Annotated in this window: 18 protein-coding genes; 11 read left to right on the top strand and 7 right to left on the bottom strand. The window is 57.9% G+C overall.

The features are described from left to right. Window positions 1-17: 17 nt before the first annotated feature. The 6 genes from ABTV87_RS16730 to ABTV87_RS16705 all read left to right on the top strand — a co-directional run bounded on the left by ABTV87_RS16730 (window position 18) and on the right by ABTV87_RS16705 (window position 11,353). The gene (locus tag ABTV87_RS16730) at window positions 18-8,633 is read left to right on the top strand and encodes a DUF637 domain-containing protein (RefSeq protein WP_433897958.1); all 8,616 of its coding nucleotides are present in this window, start codon (window positions 18-20) and stop codon (window positions 8,631-8,633) included. After that, on the top strand, window positions 8,630-8,983 hold the full coding sequence (locus ABTV87_RS16725) for a DUF596 domain-containing protein (protein ID WP_221535665.1): 354 nt from the start codon (window positions 8,630-8,632) through the stop codon (window positions 8,981-8,983). Before ABTV87_RS16730 ends, ABTV87_RS16725 begins: the two co-directional genes overlap by 4 nt. 136 nt (window positions 8,984-9,119) lie before the next feature. Further along, a complete protein-coding gene (locus ABTV87_RS16720; protein ID WP_258711880.1) occupies window positions 9,120-9,758 on the top strand; it encodes a hypothetical protein in 639 nt (212 codons plus the stop codon). 221 nt (window positions 9,759-9,979) lie between these two features. Next, window positions 9,980-10,459, top strand: coding sequence for a hypothetical protein (locus tag ABTV87_RS16715; protein WP_258711879.1), 480 nt, complete (start codon window positions 9,980-9,982; stop codon window positions 10,457-10,459). Between the two features lie 122 nt (window positions 10,460-10,581). Further along, entirely contained in the window at window positions 10,582-11,052 is a 471-nt protein-coding gene (locus tag ABTV87_RS16710) for a hypothetical protein (protein ID WP_258711878.1), read from the top strand. Next, window positions 11,045-11,353, top strand: a complete 309-nt coding sequence (locus tag ABTV87_RS16705; RefSeq protein WP_258711877.1) for a hypothetical protein — start codon at window positions 11,045-11,047, stop codon at window positions 11,351-11,353. Before ABTV87_RS16710 ends, ABTV87_RS16705 begins: the two co-directional genes overlap by 8 nt. A 104-nt stretch (window positions 11,354-11,457) precedes the next feature. On the opposite strand, the gene ABTV87_RS16700 is transcribed toward ABTV87_RS16705, so the two are convergent. Both ABTV87_RS16700 and ABTV87_RS16695 read right to left on the bottom strand, forming a co-directional pair. Beyond that, on the bottom strand, window positions 11,458-12,501 hold the full coding sequence (locus tag ABTV87_RS16700; protein ID WP_007950451.1) for an LLM class flavin-dependent oxidoreductase: 1,044 nt from the start codon (window positions 12,499-12,501) through the stop codon (window positions 11,458-11,460). A gap of 67 nt (window positions 12,502-12,568) precedes the next feature. After that, on the bottom strand, window positions 12,569-13,054 hold the full coding sequence (locus tag ABTV87_RS16695; protein WP_064597301.1) for a flavin reductase family protein: 486 nt from the start codon (window positions 13,052-13,054) through the stop codon (window positions 12,569-12,571). Between the two features lie 325 nt (window positions 13,055-13,379). Between ABTV87_RS16695 and ABTV87_RS16690 the strand changes: the two genes are divergently transcribed. Both ABTV87_RS16690 and ABTV87_RS16685 read left to right on the top strand, forming a co-directional pair. After that, window positions 13,380-14,786 (top strand): purine-cytosine permease family protein, encoded by a 1,407-nt coding sequence (locus tag ABTV87_RS16690; protein WP_433897957.1) that lies wholly within the window; start codon window positions 13,380-13,382, stop codon window positions 14,784-14,786. Between the two features lie 252 nt (window positions 14,787-15,038). Continuing rightward, on the top strand, window positions 15,039-16,139 hold the full coding sequence (locus tag ABTV87_RS16685; protein ID WP_007950448.1) for a polyamine ABC transporter substrate-binding protein: 1,101 nt from the start codon (window positions 15,039-15,041) through the stop codon (window positions 16,137-16,139). A 121-nt stretch (window positions 16,140-16,260) separates the two neighbouring features. On the opposite strand, the gene ABTV87_RS16680 is transcribed toward ABTV87_RS16685, so the two are convergent. Beyond that, a complete protein-coding gene (locus ABTV87_RS16680) occupies window positions 16,261-17,250 on the bottom strand; it encodes a TerC family protein (protein WP_085603028.1) in 990 nt (329 codons plus the stop codon). A gap of 159 nt (window positions 17,251-17,409) precedes the next feature. On the opposite strand from ABTV87_RS16680, the gene ABTV87_RS16675 reads away from it, so the two are divergent. Then, entirely contained in the window at window positions 17,410-18,393 is a 984-nt protein-coding gene (locus tag ABTV87_RS16675) for a Dyp-type peroxidase (RefSeq protein WP_433897956.1), read from the top strand. Between the two features lie 38 nt (window positions 18,394-18,431). Here ABTV87_RS16675 and ABTV87_RS16670 read toward each other — a convergent pair whose 3' ends face one another. Both ABTV87_RS16670 and ABTV87_RS16665 read right to left on the bottom strand, forming a co-directional pair. Next, window positions 18,432-20,144 (bottom strand): amidase, encoded by a 1,713-nt coding sequence (locus ABTV87_RS16670; protein ID WP_221535673.1) that lies wholly within the window; start codon window positions 20,142-20,144, stop codon window positions 18,432-18,434. A 138-nt stretch (window positions 20,145-20,282) separates the two neighbouring features. After that, a complete protein-coding gene (locus ABTV87_RS16665) occupies window positions 20,283-21,071 on the bottom strand; it encodes an AraC family transcriptional regulator (RefSeq protein ID WP_064597283.1) in 789 nt (262 codons plus the stop codon). Window positions 21,072-21,155: 84 nt separating this feature from the next. On the opposite strand from ABTV87_RS16665, the gene ABTV87_RS16660 reads away from it, so the two are divergent. Then, window positions 21,156-22,154, top strand: a complete 999-nt coding sequence (locus ABTV87_RS16660) for a bile acid:sodium symporter family protein (protein WP_085603035.1) — start codon at window positions 21,156-21,158, stop codon at window positions 22,152-22,154. Between the two features lie 3 nt (window positions 22,155-22,157). Here the strand turns inward: ABTV87_RS16660 and ABTV87_RS16655 are convergent, their stop codons facing one another. Next, on the bottom strand, window positions 22,158-23,081 hold the full coding sequence (locus ABTV87_RS16655) for a LysR family transcriptional regulator (protein WP_221535674.1): 924 nt from the start codon (window positions 23,079-23,081) through the stop codon (window positions 22,158-22,160). Between the two features lie 130 nt (window positions 23,082-23,211). On the opposite strand from ABTV87_RS16655, the gene ABTV87_RS16650 reads away from it, so the two are divergent. Further along, complete coding sequence (locus ABTV87_RS16650; protein WP_085603039.1) at window positions 23,212-23,487, top strand: DUF2798 domain-containing protein; 276 nt, start codon at window positions 23,212-23,214, stop codon at window positions 23,485-23,487. Between the two features lie 12 nt (window positions 23,488-23,499). On the opposite strand, the gene ABTV87_RS16645 is transcribed toward ABTV87_RS16650, so the two are convergent. Continuing rightward, the gene (locus tag ABTV87_RS16645) at window positions 23,500-24,105 is read right to left on the bottom strand and encodes a LuxR C-terminal-related transcriptional regulator (protein ID WP_433897954.1); all 606 of its coding nucleotides are present in this window, start codon (window positions 24,103-24,105) and stop codon (window positions 23,500-23,502) included. Window positions 24,106-24,206 lie beyond the last annotated feature (101 nt).

Here is a 24,206-nt window from a genome sequence, read left to right as displayed (position 1 = left end):
TGCTGCGAGATTCTAATATGGACATTCGCCACCTGGCTTTTCTGGCCAGTCAGCCTTCTGCTGCCGTAAAAAACCGCGAACGCTTCTGGGGCATGCCCAAACGCGGCCTGGCGTTCCTGCTGGCCAACGTCATGTTCTGGCAGCCGATGTGGGCGCAGGCAGACGGAATTGTGGTCAGCGCGCCCGGCACCACGCTCGACCGGGCTGGCAACGGCGTGCCGATCATCAACATTGCCACGCCCAACGGCGCAGGGCTGTCGCACAACCAGTTCCACGATTACAACGTGGACGCCCAAGGCCTGATCCTCAACAACGCGACCAGTCGTACTCAGCTGACGCAGATGGGCGGGATCATTCTCGGTAACCCGAACCTGCGCGCAGCAGCTGCGCAAACCATCCTCAACGAAGTCAACGGTGGCAGTCCGAGCCAGTTACGCGGATATACCGAAGTGGCGGGGCAGTCAGCGCGGGTGATCGTCGCCAACCCGTACGGCATCAGCTGTAACGGTTGCGGCTTCATCAATACACCACGCGTCACCCTCACCACCGGTAAACCGGTACTCGATGGCGCGGGTCGGCTGGATCGTTTCCAGGTCGATCAGGGCAGCGTTTCCATCGATGGCAAAGGTCTGGATGCCAGCGCCGTCGACAGCTTCGAAATCATTACCCGCAGTGCGCAGATCAACGCGCAGATTCACGCCAAACGCCTGAACATCACCACCGGTCGCAACGATGTAAACGCCGAAACGCTGAACGCCACCGCGCGTGCCGATGACGGCAGCGCCAAGCCGCAGCTGGCGATCGACTCTTCGGCGCTCGGCGGGATGTACGCCGGGGCAATCAAACTGGTCGGGACCGAGGCCGGTGTCGGCGTGAAACTGGCAGGCGAACTGGCGGCCAGCGCCGGTGATATCCAGATTGACGCCAATGGCCAACTGACGCTGGCCAAAGTCACGGCCAGCAATGCGGTCGACATCAAAGCCAAGGGTCTCGAAGCCCAGCAGTCCGTTTACGCGGGCACGCAACTGGCGGTGCAAACCGCACAGGATCTGGTCAACCAGCAAAGCCTTGCCGCCAGAGACAGCGTTCGCCTGACCAGTGGCGGCAAACTGGTCAATGCCGGCGTGATCGAGGCCGGGGTGAATGCGGACAACAGCCGCAACAGCAATGGCGATCTCACCCTCAACAGCGGCACCGTGAGCAACCGTGGCAGTGTGTTGGCCAGTCGCTCGCTGAGCGCCAATACCGCAGGTTTGTTCGATAACCAGAACGGTATCGTTCAGGCCAAAAACGTCGCGCTGAGCGCCACTCGCCTGGTCAACCAAGGTACTGGTGCGCGGATCTACGGCGAAACCAGCCTTACTTTCAACGTCCCGGCCATCGTCAACCTCAGCGGCTTGATCCGCTTCGCCGATGGCCAGGCGGCAACACTCTCCGTCGACAATCTGGACAACCGCAAAGGCCGGATTGAAATCGCCGGCGGCAGTTTGAAACTCAATGCGCGGGCGCTGCAAAACGACGACGGCAAAATCATTGCCGGACGTCTGGATATCGATACCCGACAACTCGACAACGCTGGCGGCCTGATTGCTGCCAGCCAAAGCGCAACCAAGGTTGTCGCCCGCGAGCGTCTGGACAACGGCAAAGGCAAGATCCAGGCAAAAACCGACCTCGTCGTATCGGGCGCGGAGCTGCTCAATCAGGGCGGTACGTTGGCCGCCGATTCGATTCGGATCACCGGCACTCGGCTGGACAACAGCAGCAAGGGTGTCATCAGTGCCGAAAACGGCAATGTCGATCTGACGCTGGATCAGGATCTCGACAACCACGACGGCAAGGTTCAGGCATCGAAACGCTTGAGCGTCGCTGCCCAGAGCATCGACAACCGCAATGCCAGCCTGACCGGCAAAACCCTCGGGTTGACCAGTCGCGGCAAACTCGACAACACCCAAGGCACGATCTCATCCGATGACAGCGTGCTGGCCAGCGAAGACCTGGACAACACTCAGGGCCTGATTCAGGGCAACACGACCCTGAACCTGACCGCCCGTGATCTGGACAACACCAACGGCCAACTGCTCGGCGGTGTTGTCGATGCGACGCTGGACAATCTCACCAGCAATGACAAGGGCGCGATCAGTGCCGAGACCGGCAAGCTCACGCTGGTCGTCAACAAGCACCTGAACAATGCCTTGGGTCGATTGCAAGCCAGCCAGGGTGACGTGGATGTTCACGCCGGCAGTGTCGACAACCGCAAGGGTGTGGTGGCTGCGCAACAGTTGCTGTTGGTCGCTCGCAATGGCCACATCGACAACCGTGGCGGGCGGGTGATCGGCGATCGCCTCGACCTGCAAGCCGCCAGCCTCGATAACGGCGAGGGCGGTCTGTTGGCGGCGGGTGTTGACGGCGCTCGGCTGATTCTCAAGCAAACCGTTGCCGGTCAGTCGCAACTGCTCAATCAAAAGGGCCGGATCCAGAGCGACGCTGACCTGTACATCGAAAGCGACACGGTCGACAACCGTGCCGGTGTCCTGCTGGGCAAAACCATTGAAGTCAACGCGACCGAACTGAACAACAGCGACAAGGGCGGCATCGTCGGCACGGGCGGTGACATTACGCTGAAAATCGCCGGGGTCTTCAAAAACGTCACGGGCGTGGTCGACGCCGCCGAGCAACACCTGCTGCTCGAACAACTGGTCGAACTCGACAATCGCGGCGGCACATTGCGCGGCCAGCGTCTGGACATCACCAGTACGTCCATCGACAACCGTGACGCGGGCCAGATCATTGCGGGCAGCGATGGTCTGAAAATCGTCGGCAGCACCGTGCTGAATCAGCAGGGTGCAATCCTCGCCAATGGCAGCCACGCAGAACTCGCGCTCGGCGCCGGCAACCTGCAGAACCAGGGCGGTACGCTACAGGCCGACACCCTCGACATCACCAGCGCCGACCTCGACAACAGCGCAGTCAACGGCAAGGCCGGTTTGATCTCCAGCCTGCTGGGCGATTTGAAGTTGACGGTGACACGTCTGACCAACCGCGCCGGCAAGATCTTCGGCAAAGACCAGGTCGTTTTCGATGGCTCCAGCCTGGACAACGCGGGCGGTGAGATCAGCGGCAATCGACTGGGCCTCGAAGCGGTCAGTCAGATTCTCAATCAGGGCGGACTGATCGAGTCGGCGACGGACCTGAAACTGATCGGCGGCCAACTGAACAACAGCGCTGGCGGGCAGATTCGTGCACTGGGCGGAGCGTCCAGCCAGATCAAACTGACTGGCAACCTGAACAACCAGAACGGCGTCATCGAGATCGGCAGCCAGGATCTGGAACTTGCCGGCGCCCAGCTCAACAACCTCAGCGGCAGCGTTCGTCACGCCGCTCAAGGGCTGTTTGATCTGGATCTGAGCAACCTGACCGGCGCTCAAGGCAGTCTCACCGGCCTGGGCAAAGGCGTTTGGGATATCGCTTCGGTCAATGGCGTGGGCACCTGGCAATTGAACGGCGGCCTGACCTACACCAGCACGCAGGGTCTGACACTCAACGCCGGGGATCGTATTGCCAGTGCCTCGGCACTCAAACTGAATGTTGCAAGCCTGGAAAATGCCGGCGAACTGGCCAGTGACGGTGACCTTACGCTGAGCCTGGGTGGCAACCTGATCAACAGCGGACGGGTGTCCGCCAAACAGAAACTGGTTATCGGCGCCAACGACCTGATTCAGCGGGATGGCCGTCTGGTCAGCGGTGGCGACACCGAGCTGACGCTGAGCGGCACGCTCGACAACCTGGGTCGACTGATTGCCAACCAGAACCTTACAGTCTCCGCTGTACGGATCGACAACAAAGGCACGTTGGGCGCACAAGGCAATCTTCTGTTCAATGCCACCAACGGCATCAGCAACGGCCCTGACACGCTGCTGTTCAGCGGCGGCACGATGGAGCTGCACGGCAACAGCCTGAGCAACTTCTATGGCGATATCTACAGCCGCGGCAAGCTGACATTCGACGCTGTGGGCGGTGGCCGGGCCTCATCGTTCAGCAATCTGTCGGGCACCCTCGAAGGTGAAGGTGACATCGACATCAACGCCGTTTCGTTTGAAAACGCCAAGGCCGAATTCGAAATCACCTCGGGGCAGTCGTCCGGCAGCCTGAGCTGGGTGTGTGGCCAGCATTGCGGCGGCGGTGACGGCTGGAAGCGCGGCACCATTACCATCACCACCGATTTCAACGACCAGGTCTTGAAGGACTCTCGCGCCGCACGGTTTGTCGCTGGCAAGAACCTCACCATTCATGCCAATAACGTCGAGAACCGCTACAGCCTGCTGGCCGCGAACGGCGATCTGACCGTGTCTGCCGACAGTCTGCTGAATCAGGGGGCCGTGTCGCGCTCGGGCCATCGGGTGGTGAAGATCGGTACTCCCGGGCACATCGACAACAGCCTCTGGGACAAGATGGAGTTCACCGACATCCCGGCCTTCAACGCGGCAACCGCTGCGGGCAACTTCGACGAGGAGCGCTTCAACGAACTGGTCAGCCGCTCCAGCGACTCACGCTTTTCGCAGATGAGTGACGTCACCACTTGGGATGAAAACGGCAACAACGTCTATTCGGCGGTGCTCCAGGCCGGTGGCAAAGTCAAACTGGACGTCGCTCACAGCATCCAGAACGGCACGCTCTACGACAACACCTACGATCAACTGACCGGCAAGCTCTCCAGCGATCAGACGACCTCGGTGGGTGGCATCAACATCAACCTGGGCAAGCACAGCACCGACGCCAGCGCCCAGGCGCCGAAAGACGTCACTCGGATCGAGCGCGTGGACGCCGATGGCGTGAAGCAGATCAGCTTCGTGCCTGTCGACTTCAAAGGCGTGCCGTTTGCCGCTGTGGATCCGACGGCGTCCTCGACATTCCGTCTGCCGAAAGGCCCGTACGGCATGTTCGTGCAGAGCTCGAATCCGCAGAGCCGTTACCTGATCGAAACCAACCCGGAGCTAACCCAGTCCGCGCCGTTCATGAGTTCCGATTACCTGCTGGGCAAACTCGACTTCAGCGCCGATGAAGCTGCGCGCCGACTTGGCGATGGCCGCTACGAGACGCGACTGATCAGCGACGCGGTGATGGCCCAGACCGGCCAGCGCTTCCTGGCCGGTGGATTGAACAACGATTACGAGCAGTACCGTTATCTGATGGATAACGCGCTCGCCAGCAAAAATGAGCTGAACCTGTCGGTAGGCGTGAGCCTGACGTCCGAGCAAGTGGCGGCATTGACCCACGACATCGTCTGGATGGAAGAACGCGTTGTCGACGGTCAGAAAGTGCTGGTGCCGGTGCTCTATCTGGCCCAGGCCGAGTCACGCAACGTGCGTGGCGGCAGTCTGATCCAAGGTCGTGACCTGGAGCTGATGGCGGGGAATGATCTGGTCAACGTCGGCACGTTGCAGGCGACCAAGGATCTGTCTGTCGACGTCAAAGGCAGTCTTTATCAGGGTGGGCTGGTCGAAGCCAACGAGCGCATCACGCTCATGGCCTCCGACAGCATTCGCAACGCATTGGCCGGTGAGATTCGTGGCAATCAGGTCAGCCTCACCAGCCTCAAGGGCGACATCGTCAACGATCGCACCGCCGTCGCCGTACGTGACGGCGCCGGCATGCGCACCCTGGTGGACGACGGCGGCAACATCAGCGCACGCGACACGCTGACGATCAAGTCGGGCAACGACCTCGTCAACTCGTCGTCCATCAGCAGCGGCGGCGACGCCACCCTGAGCGCCACTCGCGACATCAACCTGTTGGCGACGCGCAACGAAAGCGAACTGCACGAATCGTTCGATGGCGGCCATCGCTCGGTCATCACCACCACCGTGGAGAACCTCGCGTCCAGCGTGAAGAGTGGCGGCAACCTGAAGCTCGACGCCGGCCGTGACCTTAACGTCGTGGCCAGCACCGCCGAGGCCAAGGGCAACCTGACCGCCGACGCCAAACGCGATATCTACCTGTCCTCTGCGGGCGACGAACACAACGTCGAAACCCACAGCAAGGACGGCAAGAAGCGCGTTCACGAAGAAGACAACCACACCGTCCAGAAGGCTGCCGAGTTCATTGCCGGTGGCGATGTCAAAACCAGCTCCGGTCGCGACACGACCCTGGTGGCAAGCAAGATCAGCGCAGGCAATGAAGCCTATGTCTACGCGGGCAATGACCTGAATCTGCTGGCCGCGCAGAACAAGGACTACACCCTCTATGACATGAAGGAGAAGGGTGGTTTCGGCAACCTGAAACTGCAGCGCGACGAAGTCACCCAGATCACCCATGTCGGCAGTGAAATCAAGACCGGTGGCAACCTCTCGCTGGTCAGCAAGGGTGACCAGGCCTATCAGGTGGCGAAGCTCGACAGCGGCAAGGACATCATCCTGGACAGTGGCGGCTCCATCACCTTTGAAGGGGTGAAGGATCTGCATGACGAGAGCCATACCAAAACCAACAACAACGCAGGATGGGTATCTTCCAAGGGACGAGGCAATACCGACGAAACCTTGCGCCAGACTCAGATGATTGCCAAAGGCAGCATTGTGATCAAAGCGGTTGATGGGCTGAAGATCGACATCAAGGATGTTAGTCAAGAGTCCGTCAGCCAGACCATCGACGCTATGGTCAAGGCCGATCCGCAATTGGCGTGGTTGAAAGATGCTGAGTCTCGCGGTGATGTCGATTGGCGACGGGTGAAGGAAATCCATGAGTCTTTCAAGTATGAAAACTCTGGGCTGGGCCCGGCAGCACAGATAGCAATTGCGATCATGATGTCGTTCGTCATGGGCCCCGGAGGCCTGGCCTTGGTCGGCGGTGGAGCCGGCGGGGCGTTTGCCACGGCTATGGCCACCACCGCTGTGACCAGCACCATCAACAACAAGGGTAACCTGGGGGCTGCTTTCAAGGAGACCTTCAGCGCTGACAGCCTGAAAAACGCGGCAATCGCCGGGTTTACGGCAGGCGTGCTCAACTATGCAGACGCCAACTGGTTTGCGGGTGGAACCAGCAAGACGGCAAACATCCTGACGAGCAGCAACATTACTGACGTCGCAATCCGTACGACCGGTCGGGCGATCATCACCAGTGGCATTTCGACCGCCATTGGCGGCGGCAGCTTTGGTGACAGCTTTGGCGCGGCACTGGTGGGGCAGGCGGGTAGCGTCGCCATGGCAACCGGCTTCAATTGGGTGGGTGACACCATCAAGTTTCCAGACGGCAGTCTTGAGAAAACCGTCGCGCATGCGCTGATGGGAGGCTTGCTTTCGAAGGCAACTGGCGGTGATTTCGCCACTGGTGCGGCAGCGGCGGGACTCAACGAAGCGCTGATGAATCAACTCGTCAACTTCGCGGATGGCAACGATCAGTTGCACCTGATGATGTCACAGCTAACCGGGCTGCTTGCCGCCGCAGCGGTGGGTGGGGATCTCCAAGAGGGCGCCGAAATTGCCAGGAACGCCACACAGTACAACTGGCTGCTACACAAAGAAGTCACAGTGGCGGATAAAGCTAGAGCAGCTTGTGGTGCAGGTGATGGTGCTCAAGCGTGTCGGGACAATGTCACCCGGGCGGTCGCAGCATTGGATGCCGAAAGACAGCGTGATATGGAGGAATTTGGACGTAAGATTCAGCTGCAAGCACTTCAGGAAGGGTGGACGCTCGAGCAATTCAATGCAGCCAAGGCCAGTTATTTTTCAGGTATTGATCCAAAAGAATTGACCAGTGTTTACCCTCCATCGACGGACCCCGGATTTTTGGCCAGAGAAGGATGGATAGGGTTCCAGAACCGAGCTGTTGAGTGGCCAGGAGGAGTGGTTGACACCGCAAAATCGTTCTGGAATGCCGTTTCATCACCTTTCGACACGCTGGGTTCCATCGCAGGCGGTATTAGCGGGGTAGCGCTCGGGTTCAAGGACTGGATTACCAGTCCGATCCCTTCGCATACCCTCGAAAAGGAGTTTGACAAAGTAGCGACTGCCTCCGCCGAGCAGTTAGGTGGTATGGTTTTTGACACGAGTACCGGATTTGCTACGGCTTATATTGGAGGGAGAGCTGTTGAGTGGATTGGTGGCAAGTGGGTTGATGTAAAAGGTAACTTAGACGTTGATGGCAAGGTAAGCTCGATAGTAGATGCTGAAAAAAATGCGCTATCTCGTATTGAACAGAACCCCAAAGGCCCTGATTTAACAGGTAAGCAGACTGGTACAATTCTGCAGCTTCAATCTGAGAATCGGATTAGGGATCTTGCATCTCAGTACAATAGCCCCACACTTCAACCAAGGGATTTTCAACTGAACATAGGTGGGAAGACGCTACAAGCTGATCCCCAGCTTAGTATTGGTGCCCCTGTTTATTCTGGCGCTGCTACGTCAGATGTGATGAGCTACTTTAGGCAATTGACTGGAGGAGACAGTATGCCGAGCGTAAAGTCTATTCCAGGGAAAGGCGATGTTTACGCTGCGACGATCACTTCGGGAGCTAACGCAGGCAGTAAAATCACCTTGAGAAACTTTTCGAGCTCAAGTCAGCAGTCAGGTGCGGCCTGGACCATAGATGTAATAAATCCCTCTATTAATGCTGGCAAGCGAATCGAGATTAAATTCAAATGAGTATTGATTTTTTGTATTCTGCTATTTTAAGAAGTTCATTCGGTCTCTCAATGGGGGCGATCTGGCAGCATTTGAGCGTAGAGCTATCTAGTTTGAAAGCAAGCGATGAAGAAAAAGCAGATATTTTCTTCGAGGTATTGAAACGCTTGATGCTTGAAGGGCATTTAAGGCTGGCTCTGGATGGGAAATATCTCTCAGGTAGTGTGAGTGAACAAATCGACATCATCAAACTTGCATGGCCAAGCTGTCCTGCAGAAGATGAACTTGATGGTTTTGGATTTTGGTTTTTGACGGCTGCTCCGGCTGGAGTAGTGTGGGTCACACCTGACGGCGAGGAAGTGTGGGCGTGATTCGTTCAAGAAAAAAGGAGCCGGACTCTGAAAAGTACCCGCTTTTTCCTATTTGTTTAATAGTGTAGAAAAAAGTAAAAAAGGGGCAGATTTATTTTATTTAATAAATCTGTCCCATTTTTTAGAAGGTTTAATAATGGATCCGAGAATCTATGAATTGCTCAATGGTATTCCAGAAAATGCAGACTATGCCGCAGAAGCAGGAGATCTGGATGTTGAGGATATTCCACAGGATAGACTCGACTCTGTGAAAGAGCTACTTCGTGAATCGAATGATGAATTAGTACGATTTTATGCTGCAAAGCTGTTAACGAGCTGGGGCGCTCGTGAAGGCCTGGTCGCCTTGGAAGAGTTTATGAGAAAGCCTGAAGTTTTTGAAGGGCTATATGTTCACCGGTTACATGGTTATGATGATACCTATCGCCATATATTAATGGCGGTGACAATGTACTTTGCAAATGTCGCTGATAAAGAAGGGAAAGAAGTCGCAAGGGTACAGGTTTGCGATCTCCTTCTGAAGATTGTTGCGTTAGCCGGAGTGAGGCCTTTCGAGATTTCCGAAATGCTTCGCTTTGTTAGGCGTGAAAACTATATCGAATACTTGGCGCCACTAAAGCAGTATCTTCTGTCGATAATTGATCATCCAGAGGTGCATCGTTGGAAAATTTATGATGCCCTGGAGTTTTTTATGACTTTCGATTCGGAGTTTGTCGTGTCTTTATTGAAAAGTAAAAATCTGTCTATTGATGATTTTAGCCCCCTGAGTCAAAGCTAATGGCGGTCTAGGTCAAGAAAGGGCAGAAAGTTGTCAGAACTATTTAATCAAATAAATCTGACCCCTTTTCGCTTTTCGATGAGACCCCTTTTCGATCAAGGTGAGGAAGTGAGAATTTTCCCTAGTGACAATACGTGTAAACCATTATGAGCCATCATGAGAGTTACCCCATATAATGGGTTGCACCTATATTGCCGTCAGTATCACTCGCAGGAATTCCTTTGGGTTCAAGTAATGAAATATTGGCGAGGTCACTGGATAAATATCTCGTTTGCGGTAAAAAGGGGATTTATAAATTTGAGTTTGGGCCAGATCTCCATTTGGCCTGGAGCTCAATTGATGGTCTTGGTGACGGTGGATATCGTTTTTCTTTTACCGCTCTGGGTACAGCGTCATTTGGAAACGCAGACGAGTGTGCCCTATATATTATGATCCGGGGCGGTAAGGTATACGCTATTAAGGTCTATGCTCCTGAATATCCGAATAACTCCGGCTCAGCATTGGTATATCAAGGAAAGCTCTCTTCCGGCTTTGGCCTCGGTGATTCCGTTTCGGATTTGTCAATATATGCCGATCTAAGTTTTGATGAAGACGAAGAGTGGTTTGTTTCCGGTGCTTTTCCAGGGCTTGAGATTAGCGGTTGGGGAGTGCCGCTGGAGGATTATCCTGAGCAAATAATCACGGCGATCGCAATTGTATGATGTCTCGGGTAAAGGATAAAAAAGGAAAGCCCAAAGGGAGGTGGATTTGTTTGATTATATAAATCTGTCCCCTTTTTTGGTCCTGGTTGTCAAAACTGCATCAACATGTTTGGAGAAGAATCATGGAGATGGATCAGGAATTTTTGGAACTCCATGATTTGGACTGGTTTACGTCGTGCCTGGACGGAACGGTATTGCATTTTGCGACAGGTGGATGCGGTTTTGTTCCGGATTTTGTAAGGCAATCAGTTTCAGTCTATGAAGAAATATATGATTATATTCTTTCAAGATCTGCTGGTTGTGGTGTTGAAGTTGTTGAGGAAAATCTACCAGGATTTGATAGCGATATACAGCGCCAACGTTATTTGAAATCTTTTTCTGAAATGGCCGGTAGAGGGGTCTTTAGTTATGATGTTTCTAATGATGGAGGATATAAGCTGGTAGCTAAGCCGGTCGTTCCTTTGCAGTTGTCGGATCTCCCAAGCCAAGTGAAACATTGTATTTTCCGATCCTCAATGCAAGCTCTTAGCATAGTTTCGCCGTTGGATATTGAGCTCAGACACAATCCTGCTAATGGAGCGGTTGATGTGTAAACCCAAAAATTCACTGGTTGCAGCGCTTTTCAAATATCGCCACGGTGTAGGTGTTGCCTTGTTGGCGGCGGCACTCATCAACGGTTATTTTCAGTTCAATGGCAGCTGGGGACGTTTTTTCACTGTGCTCGCGGTTCAGCTGTGGTTTGCGCAGGGGGTCTATTGCTACTTCTGCGGTGCAAGCATTTCAATTGCCCCGGGTGGGTTGGGAAGAAATGCAGATCCCGAGTGGCGTGCGGCTTTGGCGGCCTTTGCCTTCTTTCTATACGCCGTATTTTTCTTTCTGGATTACCAGTATTAGCGACTGATCCGACAGAGCCATCGTTGCCTCCCTCCCAGAGCTGAAACCCCAAATGAAAACGCCCCGAATAGCTCGGGGCGTTTTTGTATGCCGGGCGGCAGGGTCTATCTGAACGCCGGCACCACATGCTTGATAAACAATTCCAGCGATTTCTTCTTCTCCGCGTGCGGCAAGCTGTTGTCACACCAGAAACTGAACTCATCCACCCCCAGTTCCTGGTAGTACTTGATCCGTGGAATGATCTCTTCCGGCGTGCCGATCATGGCGGTTTTGTGCAGGCTCTCCAGCTCAAACTCCGGCCGTCCGGCAAACTTCTCTTCCGGGCTCGGGGCGAGGAAGCCGTTCACCGGCACTTCTTTGTTGCCGAACCAGGCATCGAACGTGCGATAGAAACGTGAGATGGCTTTAGCGCCAACCTTCCAGCCTTCCGGGTCATCCGCCGAGTGCACGTGGGTATGACGCAGCACCATCAATTGTGGACGCGGCACGTCCGGATTGTTGTCCAGCGCGGTCTGGAACTTGTTCTTCAGATCGAGGACTTCTTCGTCGCCCTTCATCAACGGCGTGACCATCACGTTGCAACCGTTGGCCACAGCGAAATTGTGCGAGTCCGGGTCGCGGGCGGCGATCCACATCGGCGGGTTCGGTTTCTGGATCGGTTTCGGCACGCTGGTGGAGGTGGGAAATTTCCAGATCTCGCCGTTGTGGGCGTAGTCGCCTTGCCACAGGGCGCGGACCACCGGGACCATTTCCCGTAACGCCTGACCGCCGCTGGAGGCGGGCATGCCGCCAGCCATGCGATCGAATTCCACCTGGTAGGCGCCGCGGGCCAGGCCAACTTCCATCCGGCCGTTGCTGATCACGTCGAGCAACGCGCATTCACCGGCAACCCGCAGCGGATGCCAGAACGGCGCGATGATGGTGCCGGCGCCCAGGTGAATGGTGGTGGTCTTGGCCGCGAGGTAGGCCAGCAGCGGCATCGGGCTCGGCGAGATGGTGTATTCCATCGCGTGGTGTTCGCCGATCCACACGGTGCTGAAACCGCCGGCCTCGGCCATCAACGTCAGTTCGGTCAGGTCTTCGAACAGTTGACGGTGGCTGACGCTTTCGTCCCAGCGTTCCATGTGTACGAACAGGGAAAATTTCATGACGCTACCTCGAATCTCTTGTGGTCGGCCGGTCGCTTGCCGGCCTGTTTAAGTGCAATCGTGCGGGTCAGGCGAAGGCGGGAAGGGCGCCCATCTTGCCGTGGCAGTACACCAGCGGGCCGGTGTCCTGCTGAGGGACGATGAGGTTTTTCACCGCGCCGACCATGATCGCGTGGTCGCCGCCTTCGTATTCGCGCCACAGCTCACATTCGATGATAGCTGTCGCGTTGGCCAGGATCGGGTTGCCCAGTTCGCTCAGCGTCCACTCGATGCCCTGCGCCTTGTCCTTGCCTTTGCGGGCGAAGGCGTAGGCTTCGCTCTGCTGGCCGCCGGACAACACGTGAATGGCAAAGCGTTTGTTCTTGATCAGGACGGGATAGGAATCGGAACTGTAGTTGGGGCAGAACAGCACCAGGGCCGGGTCCATCGACAGCGAACTGAAAGCGCTGGCGGTCAGGCCGACGATCTGGCCGTCGTCATCCAGCGTGGTGATGACAGTAACGCCGGACGGGAACGAGCCCATGACTTGTTTGTAGACGGCAGCATCGATCATTGGTCAATCCTCGAGTGCGGTGGAGCGTGTTTTTATGTGTTTATGGGTCTGATGGTATACCGTAATACATCGATTGCAAGCGCTTTTTTGGTGAAACGATAAACGTGGTTCATCCGTCGGAAACTCAGCATTTACGGGGCTTTGCTCTAGCCTTGAACGCTGGCTATCAGGGAGGATGCCGGATCAGATGCCGTCGCAAACAGCGGATCAGTCTTGTGAAAATGTTGGAATACCATAATATGGTCTGCATCTGAGGGGCGGCCAAGAAGCACCCCCGGTTTGGCTTCATACAACGATAAGAACAGACCCAATCGAGTTCATTTTTATGTCCCAGATGTCCCGGCAAGATCCGTTGATCGAGAATCACACGGTCGACTACGTCCCACTCGCGGAACGCCACGGGAAGGCCCGCGACCTTTTCACCCTATGGTTCAGCACTAACATTGCGCCACTGCCCATCGTCACCGGTGCCATGGTGGTTCAGGTGTTTCATCTCGACCTGTTCTGGGGGCTGCTGGCGATTGCGCTGGGGCACATGATTGGCGGCGTGGTGATCGCACTGGCGTCGGCGCAAGGCCCGCGCATGGGCATTCCGCAGATGGTCCAGAGTCGTGGCCAGTTCGGGCGTTACGGTGCGCTGTTGATCGTGTTCTTCGCGGCGATCATCTATATCGGCTTCTTCATTTCCAACATCGTGCTGGCCGGCAAGTCCATCGTCGGCATTGCGCCGTCGGTGCCGGCGCCGCTCAGCATCCTGATCGGCGCCCTCAGCGCCACGGCGATTGGCGTGATCGGCTACAACTTCATTCACACGCTCAACCGCATCGGCACCTGGGTGATGGGCAGCGCACTGCTCGCCGGTTTCATCTACATCTTTGCCCATGAGTTGCCGGCGGACTTCTTTACCCGGGGCAGCTTCAACCTGTCCGGATGGCTGGCGACGGTGTCGCTGGGGATCATCTGGCAGATCAGCTTTTCACCGTACGTCTCCGACTATTCCCGTTACCTGCCGGCGGATATCGGGATCAGCAAGCCATTTATCGCGACTTATCTGGGCGCCACGCTGGGCACGATTCTGTCGTTCACCTTCGGCGCGGTGGCGGTTCTGGCGACCCCGGACGGCACCGAAGCGATGGCGGCGGTCAAACAGTCGACCGGTTGGCTGGGGCCGATTCTGATGGTGCTGTTCCTGCTCAACATCATCAGTCACAACGCGCTGAATCTGTATGGCGCGGTGCTGTCGATCATCACCTCGATCCAGACCTTTGCCAGCCAATGGACGCCGAGCATCAAGGTGCGGGTGATCTTGTCGAGCGTGGTGCTGGCGGGTTGCTGCCTGGTGGCGCTAGGCGCGTCTGCGGATTTCATTTCCGAGTTCATCGGGCTGATTCTGGCGCTGCTGCTGGTGCTGGTCCCGTGGGCGTCGATCAACCTGATCGACTTCTACCTGATCAAGCGTGGCAGCTACGACATCGCCTCGATCTTCCGCGCCGACGGTGGCATTTATGGGCGTTTCAACCTGCACGCGATCATTGCTTATTTCATCGGCATCATCGTGCAGCTGCCGTTCGCCAATACATCGTTGTATGTCGGGCCGTATGCCAACCTTGTGGAAGGTGCGGACCTGTCGTGGCTGGTCGGCCTGATCGTGACATGCCCGCTGTATTACTGCCTGGCGACCCGTGGGCAGACGCAGCAGAGCAGGGCGGCGCGGTTGGGTTTTACCGACTGAGGGTTCGCAGGCGGTTCAAACAATGCCCGGCACTTCGTCGGGCATTGTTGTTTCCGCATTCCGGCGGTCATGCAAATTGGCCATTTCGATCCCCTTTTGGCCAACGGGCTACTGTGCCGCGTCTACGCTGTCAGGAAGAATCGAAGCCACAACTAAATGCTGCACCTTCCTTGCCCTTGGCTGATTTGCAAGCCGCTGCCGTGTACAGAACATAAAAACCATCGACTCACGCTGCATTCGGGGAAACACAACATGGTCACGATGAAACGCATTCTGGGCGCCACTGTTTTCGGGCTGACGCTGCTGGCGAGCGCCGTACAGGCCGAACAGCGCGAACTGCGGGTGTACAACTGGGCGGATTACATCCTGCCGTCGGTGCCCAAGGATTTCGCCGCCAAAAGCAACATCAAAGTGACCTGGGATACCTTCGACACCAACGAATCCCTCGAAGCCAAGCTGCTGACCGGCAACTCCGGCTATGACCTGGTGGTGCCGTCGAACCAGTTCCTCGATACCCAGATCAAGGCCGGCGTGTTCCAGAAACTCGACAAGTCCAAGTTGCCGAACTGGAGTCACCAGGACCCGGCGCTGCTCAAATTGCTAGACGTCAACGACCCCGGCAATCAGTACGGCGTGCCTTACATGGTTGGCACCGTGTTGATCGGTTTCAACCCGGCCAAGGTCAAGGCTGCACTCGGCGAGAATGCGCCGGTGGACAGTTGGGATCTGGTGTTCAAACCGGAGAACATGGAGAAGCTGAAATCCTGCGGCGTGGCGATGCTCGATTCACCGACGGAAATCCTGCCGCTGGCCCTGCATTACCTGGGCCTGGACCCGAACAGCCAGAACCCGGCCGACTATGAGAAAGCCAAGGACCTGATGCTCAAGGTTCGTCCTTACGTCACCTACTTCAACTCGGCCAAGTACATGACCGACATCGCCAACGGCGACATCTGCGTGGCCATCGGTTATTCCGGCAGCTTCTACCAGTTCGGCAACCGCGCCAAAGAAGCGAAAAACGGCGTAGTGGTCGACTGGCGCCTGCCGAAGGAAGGCGCGCCGATCTGGTTCGACACCTTCGCCATTCCGAAGAGCGCGAAGAACGTCGAAGAGGCCCACGAGTTCCTCAACAACCTGCTTGATCCAAAGGTCATCGCTTCCATCAGCGACTTCCTCGGCTACCCGAATGCCAACAAGGATTCGCTGCCGCTGATCAACAAGGAAATCACCGGCAACCCGAACCTGACACCGACCAGCGAAGCGCTGAAGAAGCTGTACGTGGTGCAGCCGTTGCCGCAGAAACTGGAGCGGGTGCGGACGCGGGTGTGGACCAGCATCAAATCCGATAAGTAGCAGTTCACATTACTGTGGGAGCGAGCTTGCTCGCGATAGCGTTGTGTCATTCAACAGATTAGTTGGCTGATTTGACGCCTTCGTCGGAACGCCGCCCGGAGCAAGCTCGCTCCCACAAATTTTACTTCGCCTGACCTTCCTGCGTTTCGCTCTCGGGCGACTTGTCCTTTGTCAGGATCAGACTCAGCACCACCGACGCCAGAATCAGCCCGCCAACAATCGCCAGCGACCACTCCACCGGCATGTGAAACCACGGCATCACCGTCATCTTCCCGCCGATGAACACCAACACCAGCGCCAGTCCGTACTTGAGCAGATGAAAGCGGTCGGCCATGTCCGCCAGCAGAAAGTACAGCGCCCGCAGGCCCATGATCGCGAAGATGTTCGAAGTGAAAATGATGAACGGATCGGTCGTCACCGCGAAGATCGCCGGGATGCTGTCGACCGCGAACATCAGGTCGCTGGCCTCGATCAGCACCAGCACCAGAAACATCGGCGTGGCCCAACGCACACCGTTCTGCAGCACAAAAAAACGCTCGCCGTGAAAGCCGTTGGTGATCCGCAGATGCCCGCGCACCCAGCGCAAGAGCGGGTTGTTATCGAGGTCCGGTTGCTGCTCGGCGAACACCAGCATCTTGATCCCGGTGATGATCAGGAACACACCGAACACATACAGCAGCCAGGTGAATTGCGACACCAGCCACACCCCGGCAAAGATCATCGCCGCGCGCATCACGATTGCCCCGAGCACGCCATACAGCAGCACCCGGCGCTGCAACTCCGGCGGCACGGCGAAATAGCTGAAGATCATCACGAAGACGAACATGTTGTCGATCGACAGCGACTGCTCGATCAGATAGCCGGTGAGAAATTCCAGGGTCTTGACCTTGGCGATTTCGGGACCGAATTCGCCGTTGAGATACCACCAGAGCAATCCGGCGAAGGCCATCGCCAGCATGCACCAGGCGATCACCCAGGATGAGGCTTCACGTACCGAGACCCGATGCGCCTTGCGCCCACCGAAGACGAACAGGTCGACGGCCAGCATGGCGAGGACAAAAACGATGAAGGCGACCCACATCCAGGGTTCGCCGATGTTGATGGGGTGCATGCCGTTCTCCCTGTCTTTATGTTTTTCGGGGTAGACGGGGCCATGCTAGTAGGAGCCTTCCGACAAAGAAAAATCGTTTATTTCGTGGGTATTGTTCGTGAATAACGAAGTGTCGGACGACACGGGCAGAGCGCGGGTAATACTGCATTCAACACTTCTTTGCTAACCTCGCTGTCGAGTCAGTCCACCAATCCGGGAGCTACGATCATCGACACGCCAGATCCACAAGCCGTCTGCAGCCCGATCACCAGCGCTGCCATCTTCATCGTAGCGAACCTCAACGCCGAGGCCGAGGCCGCCGAAAAAGTCCGCGGCTGGTGCGCCGATATCGCCGGCCTGACGCGCTCGGTTGGCAAGCGCGTGCCTTCGGGAAACCTGTCCTGTGTCTGCGGATTTTCTTCCAGCGCGTGGGATCGTCTGTTCGGCAGTCCGCGCCCGGCGTCCCTGCATGACTTTCGCGAGCTCGGCGTAGAAGGGCGGCGTGCGGTTTCCACGCCTGGCGATCTGTTGCTGCACATTCGCGCCGATCAGATGGACCTGTGTTTCGAACTGGCGACGCAGTTGATGTCGGCGCTGGACGGCGCCGTGACGGTGACCGACGAGGTGCAGGGTTTCCGCTATTTCGACATGCGCAGCATCATCGGTTTCGTCGACGGCACGGAAAACCCGGTCGGCCGCAAAGCCGAGCATTTCACCCTCGTGGGCGATGAAGATCAGACGTTCAGTGGTGGCAGTTACGTGCTGGTGCAGAAGTACCTGCACAACATGAAGGCGTGGAACGAATTGTCGGTCGAAGCGCAGGAGCGGGTGATCGGGCGCACCAAACTGTCCGATATCGAGCTGGACGATTCGGTCAAACCGAGCAATTCCCACAGCGCCTTGACGACCATCACCAAGGACGGCGAAGAAGTGAAAATCCTGCGCGACAACATGCCGTTCGGTAGACCCGGGGCGGGGGAGTTCGGCACTTATTTCATTGGCTACGCGCGTTCGCCGGAACCGCTGGAGCAGATGCTGGAAAACATGTTTGTCGGCAAGCCACCGGGCAATTACGACCGGTTGCTGGACTTCAGCACCGCCGTCACAGGGAGTCTGTTCTTCGTGCCTTCGGCGGATTTGCTGGAAGAACTGGCAGAGCGATAAAAAAACGGCGGGATCAATCGATCCCGCCGTTTTTGCATTTACTTGCCTGCCGACAGTGCTGGCGTACGCGGCGGCACTAGACGTTTCGAACCCGTCGCCTCGAACGCTGCTGCCAGGCGCAGCAACGTCGAATCGTCATAAGCGCGACCGGCAAACGTTAGCCCCACCGGCATGCCGATGTCAGCCATCACGCCCATCGGCACGGTTACGGTCGGCACGCCGAGGTGGCGGATCGCGAGGTTGCCGTTGGCGACCCAGATGCCGTTGCTCCAGGCGATGTCCGCCGAGGCCGGGTTGACGTCGGCGTCGGCCGGGCCAACGTCGGCATTGGTCGGGAACAGCACGGCGTCGAGGCCGAGGCGATCCATCCAGTCTTCGAGGTCGAGCTTGCGGGTTTTCTCCAGGCCGCGCAGGCCGTCCGGCAACGTCGGGATCTGATCCCACGGCGTGATGCCGCGTTCGGCCATGCGCACGTATTCGTCCATGCCGGCGGCGAGATCGCCTTCACGGTTGGGCAGGGTGCCCGGGTCGTGCGGGAAGATTTTCGGCCCGTCGACGTCTGCCAGACGGTTGAGTTTCGGGTCGCCGTTGGCGCGCAGGAAATCATCGAAGGCCCAGGCCGACAGGTCCCAAAGTTCGTGGTGCATGAACTCTTTGGAGACGATGCCGCGATTGAACACGGTCGGTGCACCCGGACGATCGCCCTCGCAGTTGGAGACCAGCGGGAAATCCACTTCGATGACTTCGGCACCAGCGGCTTCGAGGGCCTGACGCGCCTGTTTCCACAGATCGATCACCGAGGCGCGGGTGTTGATGCGCTGCCCGGTCGGGCCGCCGATGCCCGGCTCGTCGCTGGTGCCGGCCTCAGGGTCGGCGTTGATGTACATGCGCGGCACGCCCAGGCGTTTGCCGGCCAGTGCATCACTTTTCACGGCGAGTTCAAGATAGGAAGCAGGGCGCACCGAGGCGACGCTCGGGATCGGCACCCACGGTTGCAGGCGCCACAGGTCGCCACGGGTGTCGGTGTCTTCGGCGACCACCACGTCGAGCACTTCCAGCAGGTCGGCCATGGTGCGAGCGTAGGGCACCACCACGTCCATGGTCGGCGTCAGCGGCCAGTTGCCGCGTACCGAAATCACCCCGCGCGACGGGGTGTAGGCGCACAGGCCGTTGTTCGAGGCAGGGCCGCGACCGCTCGACCAGGTTTCTTCCGCCAGACCGAATGCCGAGAAGCTGGCAGCGGTGGCAGTGCCGGCGCCATTCGACGAGCCGGAAGCAAATGGCGCAGTCAGATAAGCGGCGTTGTACGGGCTTTCGGCGCGGCCATAGACGCCACGCTGCATCCCGCCATTGGCCATCGGCGGCATGTTGGTCTTGCCCAGGCAGATCGCACCGCCAGCACGCAGGCGTTCGATGGTGAACGCGTCGCGCTGGGCCACCAGATCGGCGAAGGCCGGGCTGCCGGACGCGGCGGTCAGGCCTTTGACCAGATAGCTGTCCTTGGCGGTGTAGGGGATGCCGTCCAGCGGACCGAGGGTTTCGCCCTTGGCGCGACGGGCATCGGAAGCTTGCGCTTCTTTCAGCGCTTCAGGGTTGCGCACGATCACTGCGTTCAGGGCAGTGGCGGTGTCCGGGCCGTCAAAGGCGTCGATGCGCGCCTGGTACGCCTGGACCAGTTCAACCGCCGTGGTCTGGCCGGATTCGAGCGCCGCGCGCAATTGAGCAATGGAAACTTCAGTGACTTCGATCATGCTGTTACCGCCGACAGGTTCGCTAAAGGGTGGTTGATCATTGTTATCGTCGAAAGATGTCAAAGATTCTTGATGGGCGAAACTCTACCCTGAAATTTGCCCAATGGCATGCATAAAGTCGATAAATATCGGTTAATTTCATCGGAAAAACTCTCCCGGCGTCTCGCCGAACTGTTGGCGAAACGCCGCGATAAACGCCGACGTCGAGTCATAACCACAGGCCAAAGCCACGTCGGTGACGCGTTCGCCGCGCTCCAGCGGTGTCAGCGCACCCAGCAGACGCAGGCGCTGACGCCAGGTGCGGAAGGTCAAACCGGTATCGCGCAGGAACAGCCGAGTCAGAGTTTTCTCGGTAACGCCGAACTTTTCGCTCCAGTGCGCCAGGGTCGTCTGCTGTTCCGGATGTTGCTCCAGACTCTGATAGATCTGCCGCAAGCGACTGTCCTGCGGCAATGGCAGCATCAGGTCGATGGGCGGCGCCTCGGCCAGTTGATCGAGGATCACCTGGGCCAGACGCCCGTGCGGGCCGCTCTGGTCATATTCGACAGGTATCTGACTGAAGGCCCGAATCAGCTCACGCAAAAGATCGCTGACGCCGAGCACATGACAACGCTCCGGCGCCCAACTGGCGACGCTGCAATCGATGTACAGGCTGCGCATTTCCGTGTGCGGCGAACTGAAAACCCGATGCGGCACACCCGCCGGAATCCACACCGCCCGCTCCGGCGGCGCAACGAAACGACCGACGGCGGTCTGCACTTCGAGCACACCCTGTATCGCGTAGGACAACTGCACCCACGGATGGCTGTGGCGGCGGGTCAGCGCGCGATTGGGCAGCGATTCGGTGCGCCCGTACAGCGGACGCGGCAGGCTCGGCAGCCCGGGAATGCTGCGTCTGACGCTCTTGTCGTGTCCTTTTGGCGGCATCTGTGGGTTCTTCGGCGTTAGTCGGTAATTTCCAGTCACGTTAGAGTCGCTTCCACGTACTGGCAACCCCCGGATGAACAAACCATGACGCGCCCACGATTTTTGCCCGACAACTTCACCCTGACCCTGATCGGCGTGGTGCTGCTGGCCAGCTTCCTGCCCGCCAGCGGTCAGGTCGCGACCGGTTTCGGCTGGCTGACCAACATCGCCATCGCGCTGCTGTTTTTCCTGCACGGTGCCAAGCTGTCGCGCGAATCGATCATCGCCGGCGCCGGCCACTGGCGCCTGCATTTGCTGGTGTTCGGCCTGACCTTTGTCCTGTTCCCGCTACTGGGGCTGGCGCTCAAGCCGCTGTTGTCGCCATTGATCGGTGATCAGCTGTACATGGGCATGCTTTACCTGTGTGCGTTGCCGGCCACGGTGCAATCGGCGATTGCCTTCACCTCGCTGGCACGGGGCAATATTCCGGCGGCGATCTGCAGCGCGGCGGCATCCAGCCTGTTCGGGATTTTCCTCACGCCGCTGCTGGTGACGCTGTTGCTGAACGTCCACGGTGACGGCGGCTCGACCCTCGACGCGATCGTGAAAATCAGCGTGCAATTGCTGCTGCCATTTATTGCCGGTCAGATTGCCCGTCGCTGGATCGGCGCCTGGGTCGGTCGCAACAAGAACTGGTTGAAATTCGTCGATCAGGGCTCGATTTTGCTGGTGGTCTACGGCGCGTTCAGCGAAGCGGTGAACGAGGGCATCTGGCACCAGATTCCGGTGATCGAACTGCTGGGGCTGGTCGTGGCGTGCTGCGTCCTGCTGGCGCTTGTGCTGCTGGCGTCCACAGTGCTGGGCAAACTGTTCGGTTTCAATCTGGAAGACCGCATCACCATTCTGTTCTGCGGCTCGAAAAAGAGTCTGGCCACCGGTGTGCCGATGGCGCAGGTGTTGTTCGCCGGCAGCACGATTGGCGTGCTGATTCTGCCGCTGATGCTGTTCCATCAGATTCAACTGATGGTCTGCGCAGTGCTGGCGCAGCGCTATGCGAAGCGGCAGGAATCGGTGCCTGAACTGATGGCGCAGGTTGATCCTTGATCCTCATCGAGCGGGCCAGCGGGTATGCAGGAACTCCTGCAAAAATTCGGTGAAGGCCTTGACCTTGGAAGTCATGGCGGCGCGCTCCTGCACACAGGCATAGATCTCGAGCGGCGCGGCGCTGGCAAAGGTCGAGCCGCCGCCCGGTTCGAATAAAGAGACCAGTTGACCACTCTCCAGATAGGGCGCGGCAACGAATTCCGCCAGTCGGGTGATCCCGGCACCATGAGCAGCCATTTGCGCCAGGGCGTCGATATCGTCGCTGATGGCGGTCGCATTGATCCCAGCCTCGAAGCGCTGACCCTGCTCAACGAACCACCAGCGCAGTAGCCGTCCGTCCAGCGGATAGCGGAACGCCAGGCAGGCGTGTTGCTGAAGATCCGCCGGAGTCGACGGGCGACCGGCTTTTTGCAGGTAGTCAGGGCTGGCGCAAATCACGAACGGCACTGTCGCAACCTTGCGCGCGATGATGCCGTCTTCCAGTTGCGGCTCGATGCGCAGACTCAAGTCGATACCTTCGTGGAGGTGATTGATTTTGCGGTCGGTCGTCGAGAGCTCAAGCGTCAACTGCGGGTAGCGTTCGGCGAAACCGGCAATTACCGGGGCCAAAACATGGCGTCCGAACCCGGCGGTGGAGGCAATACTCAAGTGTCCCTGGAGTTGCGTCTGCGCGTGGCTGATGGCGCTCTGCGCGGACTCCAGATCGAGCGCGATACGTTTTACTTTCTCGAAATACACCGAACCGCTCTCCGTCAGCGCCATGCTGCGGGTGGTGCGTTGCAGCAGGCGTGTGTCGAGGTGATTCTCAAGGCGACCAAGGGTCTGACTGACGGCGGCGGCACTCACCCCGAGGGTTTTGGCGGCGCCGACAATCGATCCCGCCTCAACGACTTTGATAAAACAATCGATTGCACCCAAGAGGTTCATGCGTTGATCCTGGCAAAGACGAATTCATAAGATTTTGTTTATAAAATGCTCACGGCGATCAGTCTAGTTGCGGGGTGGCAGACTTGTTAGGGTGCTCGGCGCCTATCCACTTCGGTCAACAAGGACTGACATGAATCAGAGACTCTCTCCAAGAACCACAGTATTCAGCCCGCGCAAGCTGTCTGCCCGTGCCATGCCGTACGTATTCGCGTTGTACATGGCGATCATCATGGCGTTTCTTATGTCGCTGGTAATCACCGCCTCCAATTTCGGGATTGATGCTGATTACCTTAGCAATACGCTGCACGCCTACAAACTGGCGATGCCCGTGGCGTTTCTGTGCATTCTCGTGGTCCGGCCGATTGTGGTGAAACTGGTCGCACTGACCGTCCACCCGCAAGGCTGAACTGGAGGCAGGCTACAAGGCTCCGGAATATTTCACCGCCGCCGCTGCCCGCGACGGCACGTTGAGCACCCGCAACAACGACGACACATGAATCCGCACTGTGAACGGCGAAATATCCAGTTCACGGGCGATTTCCTTGTTGGTCTTGCCTTGGGCGATCAGCCGCAGCACATCCTGCTGACGCGGGGTGAGGGCGGTGCCGGTGTCCAGCGGCAGCAGGCCGGACGGGGCGAATTTCACCAGTACCTCACCTTCACGAATCGCCCGGATCGCCTGACCCATCTCATCGGGTGCGATGTTCTTGCCGATAAAACCATCGATGCCGGCGGCCATGACGTCGCCGATCAGCGCTTCGTCATCGACCATCGACACCACAATCAGCGTGGTTCGCGGCAGACGCCGACGCAGTTCCGCGAGCTGGCTGACACAGGTCAGGCCGGGAAAACGCAGGTCGAGGATCAAGGTGTCGGGCTCATCGCCGGCCGGCAGCAGGGCAAGCACGGCGTCGAGGTCGCCGGCTTCTTCGATCAGGGCTTTGGGCAGCAGACGCTGGACGGTGCGCAGCAACGCTTCGCGAAACAACGGGTGATCGTCGGCTATGATGATTCGGCACGTCATGGCGCAACCCTCCCTGGGTCTGTATTGCTCATGGCATGCACCTTAGCATCGGGCGAAGGCATTGCCTGTTGATTCGTGCGTTTATGACGACTGCTGCACAA

The sequence above is a fragment of the Pseudomonas sp. PSE1(2024) genome (assembly GCF_050990555.1).
Lineage (GTDB): Bacteria > Pseudomonadota > Gammaproteobacteria > Pseudomonadales > Pseudomonadaceae > Aquipseudomonas > Aquipseudomonas aphyarum.
The sequence above is the reverse complement of the archived record's forward strand: the minus strand, read 5'-3'. Positions and strand labels throughout refer to the sequence as shown.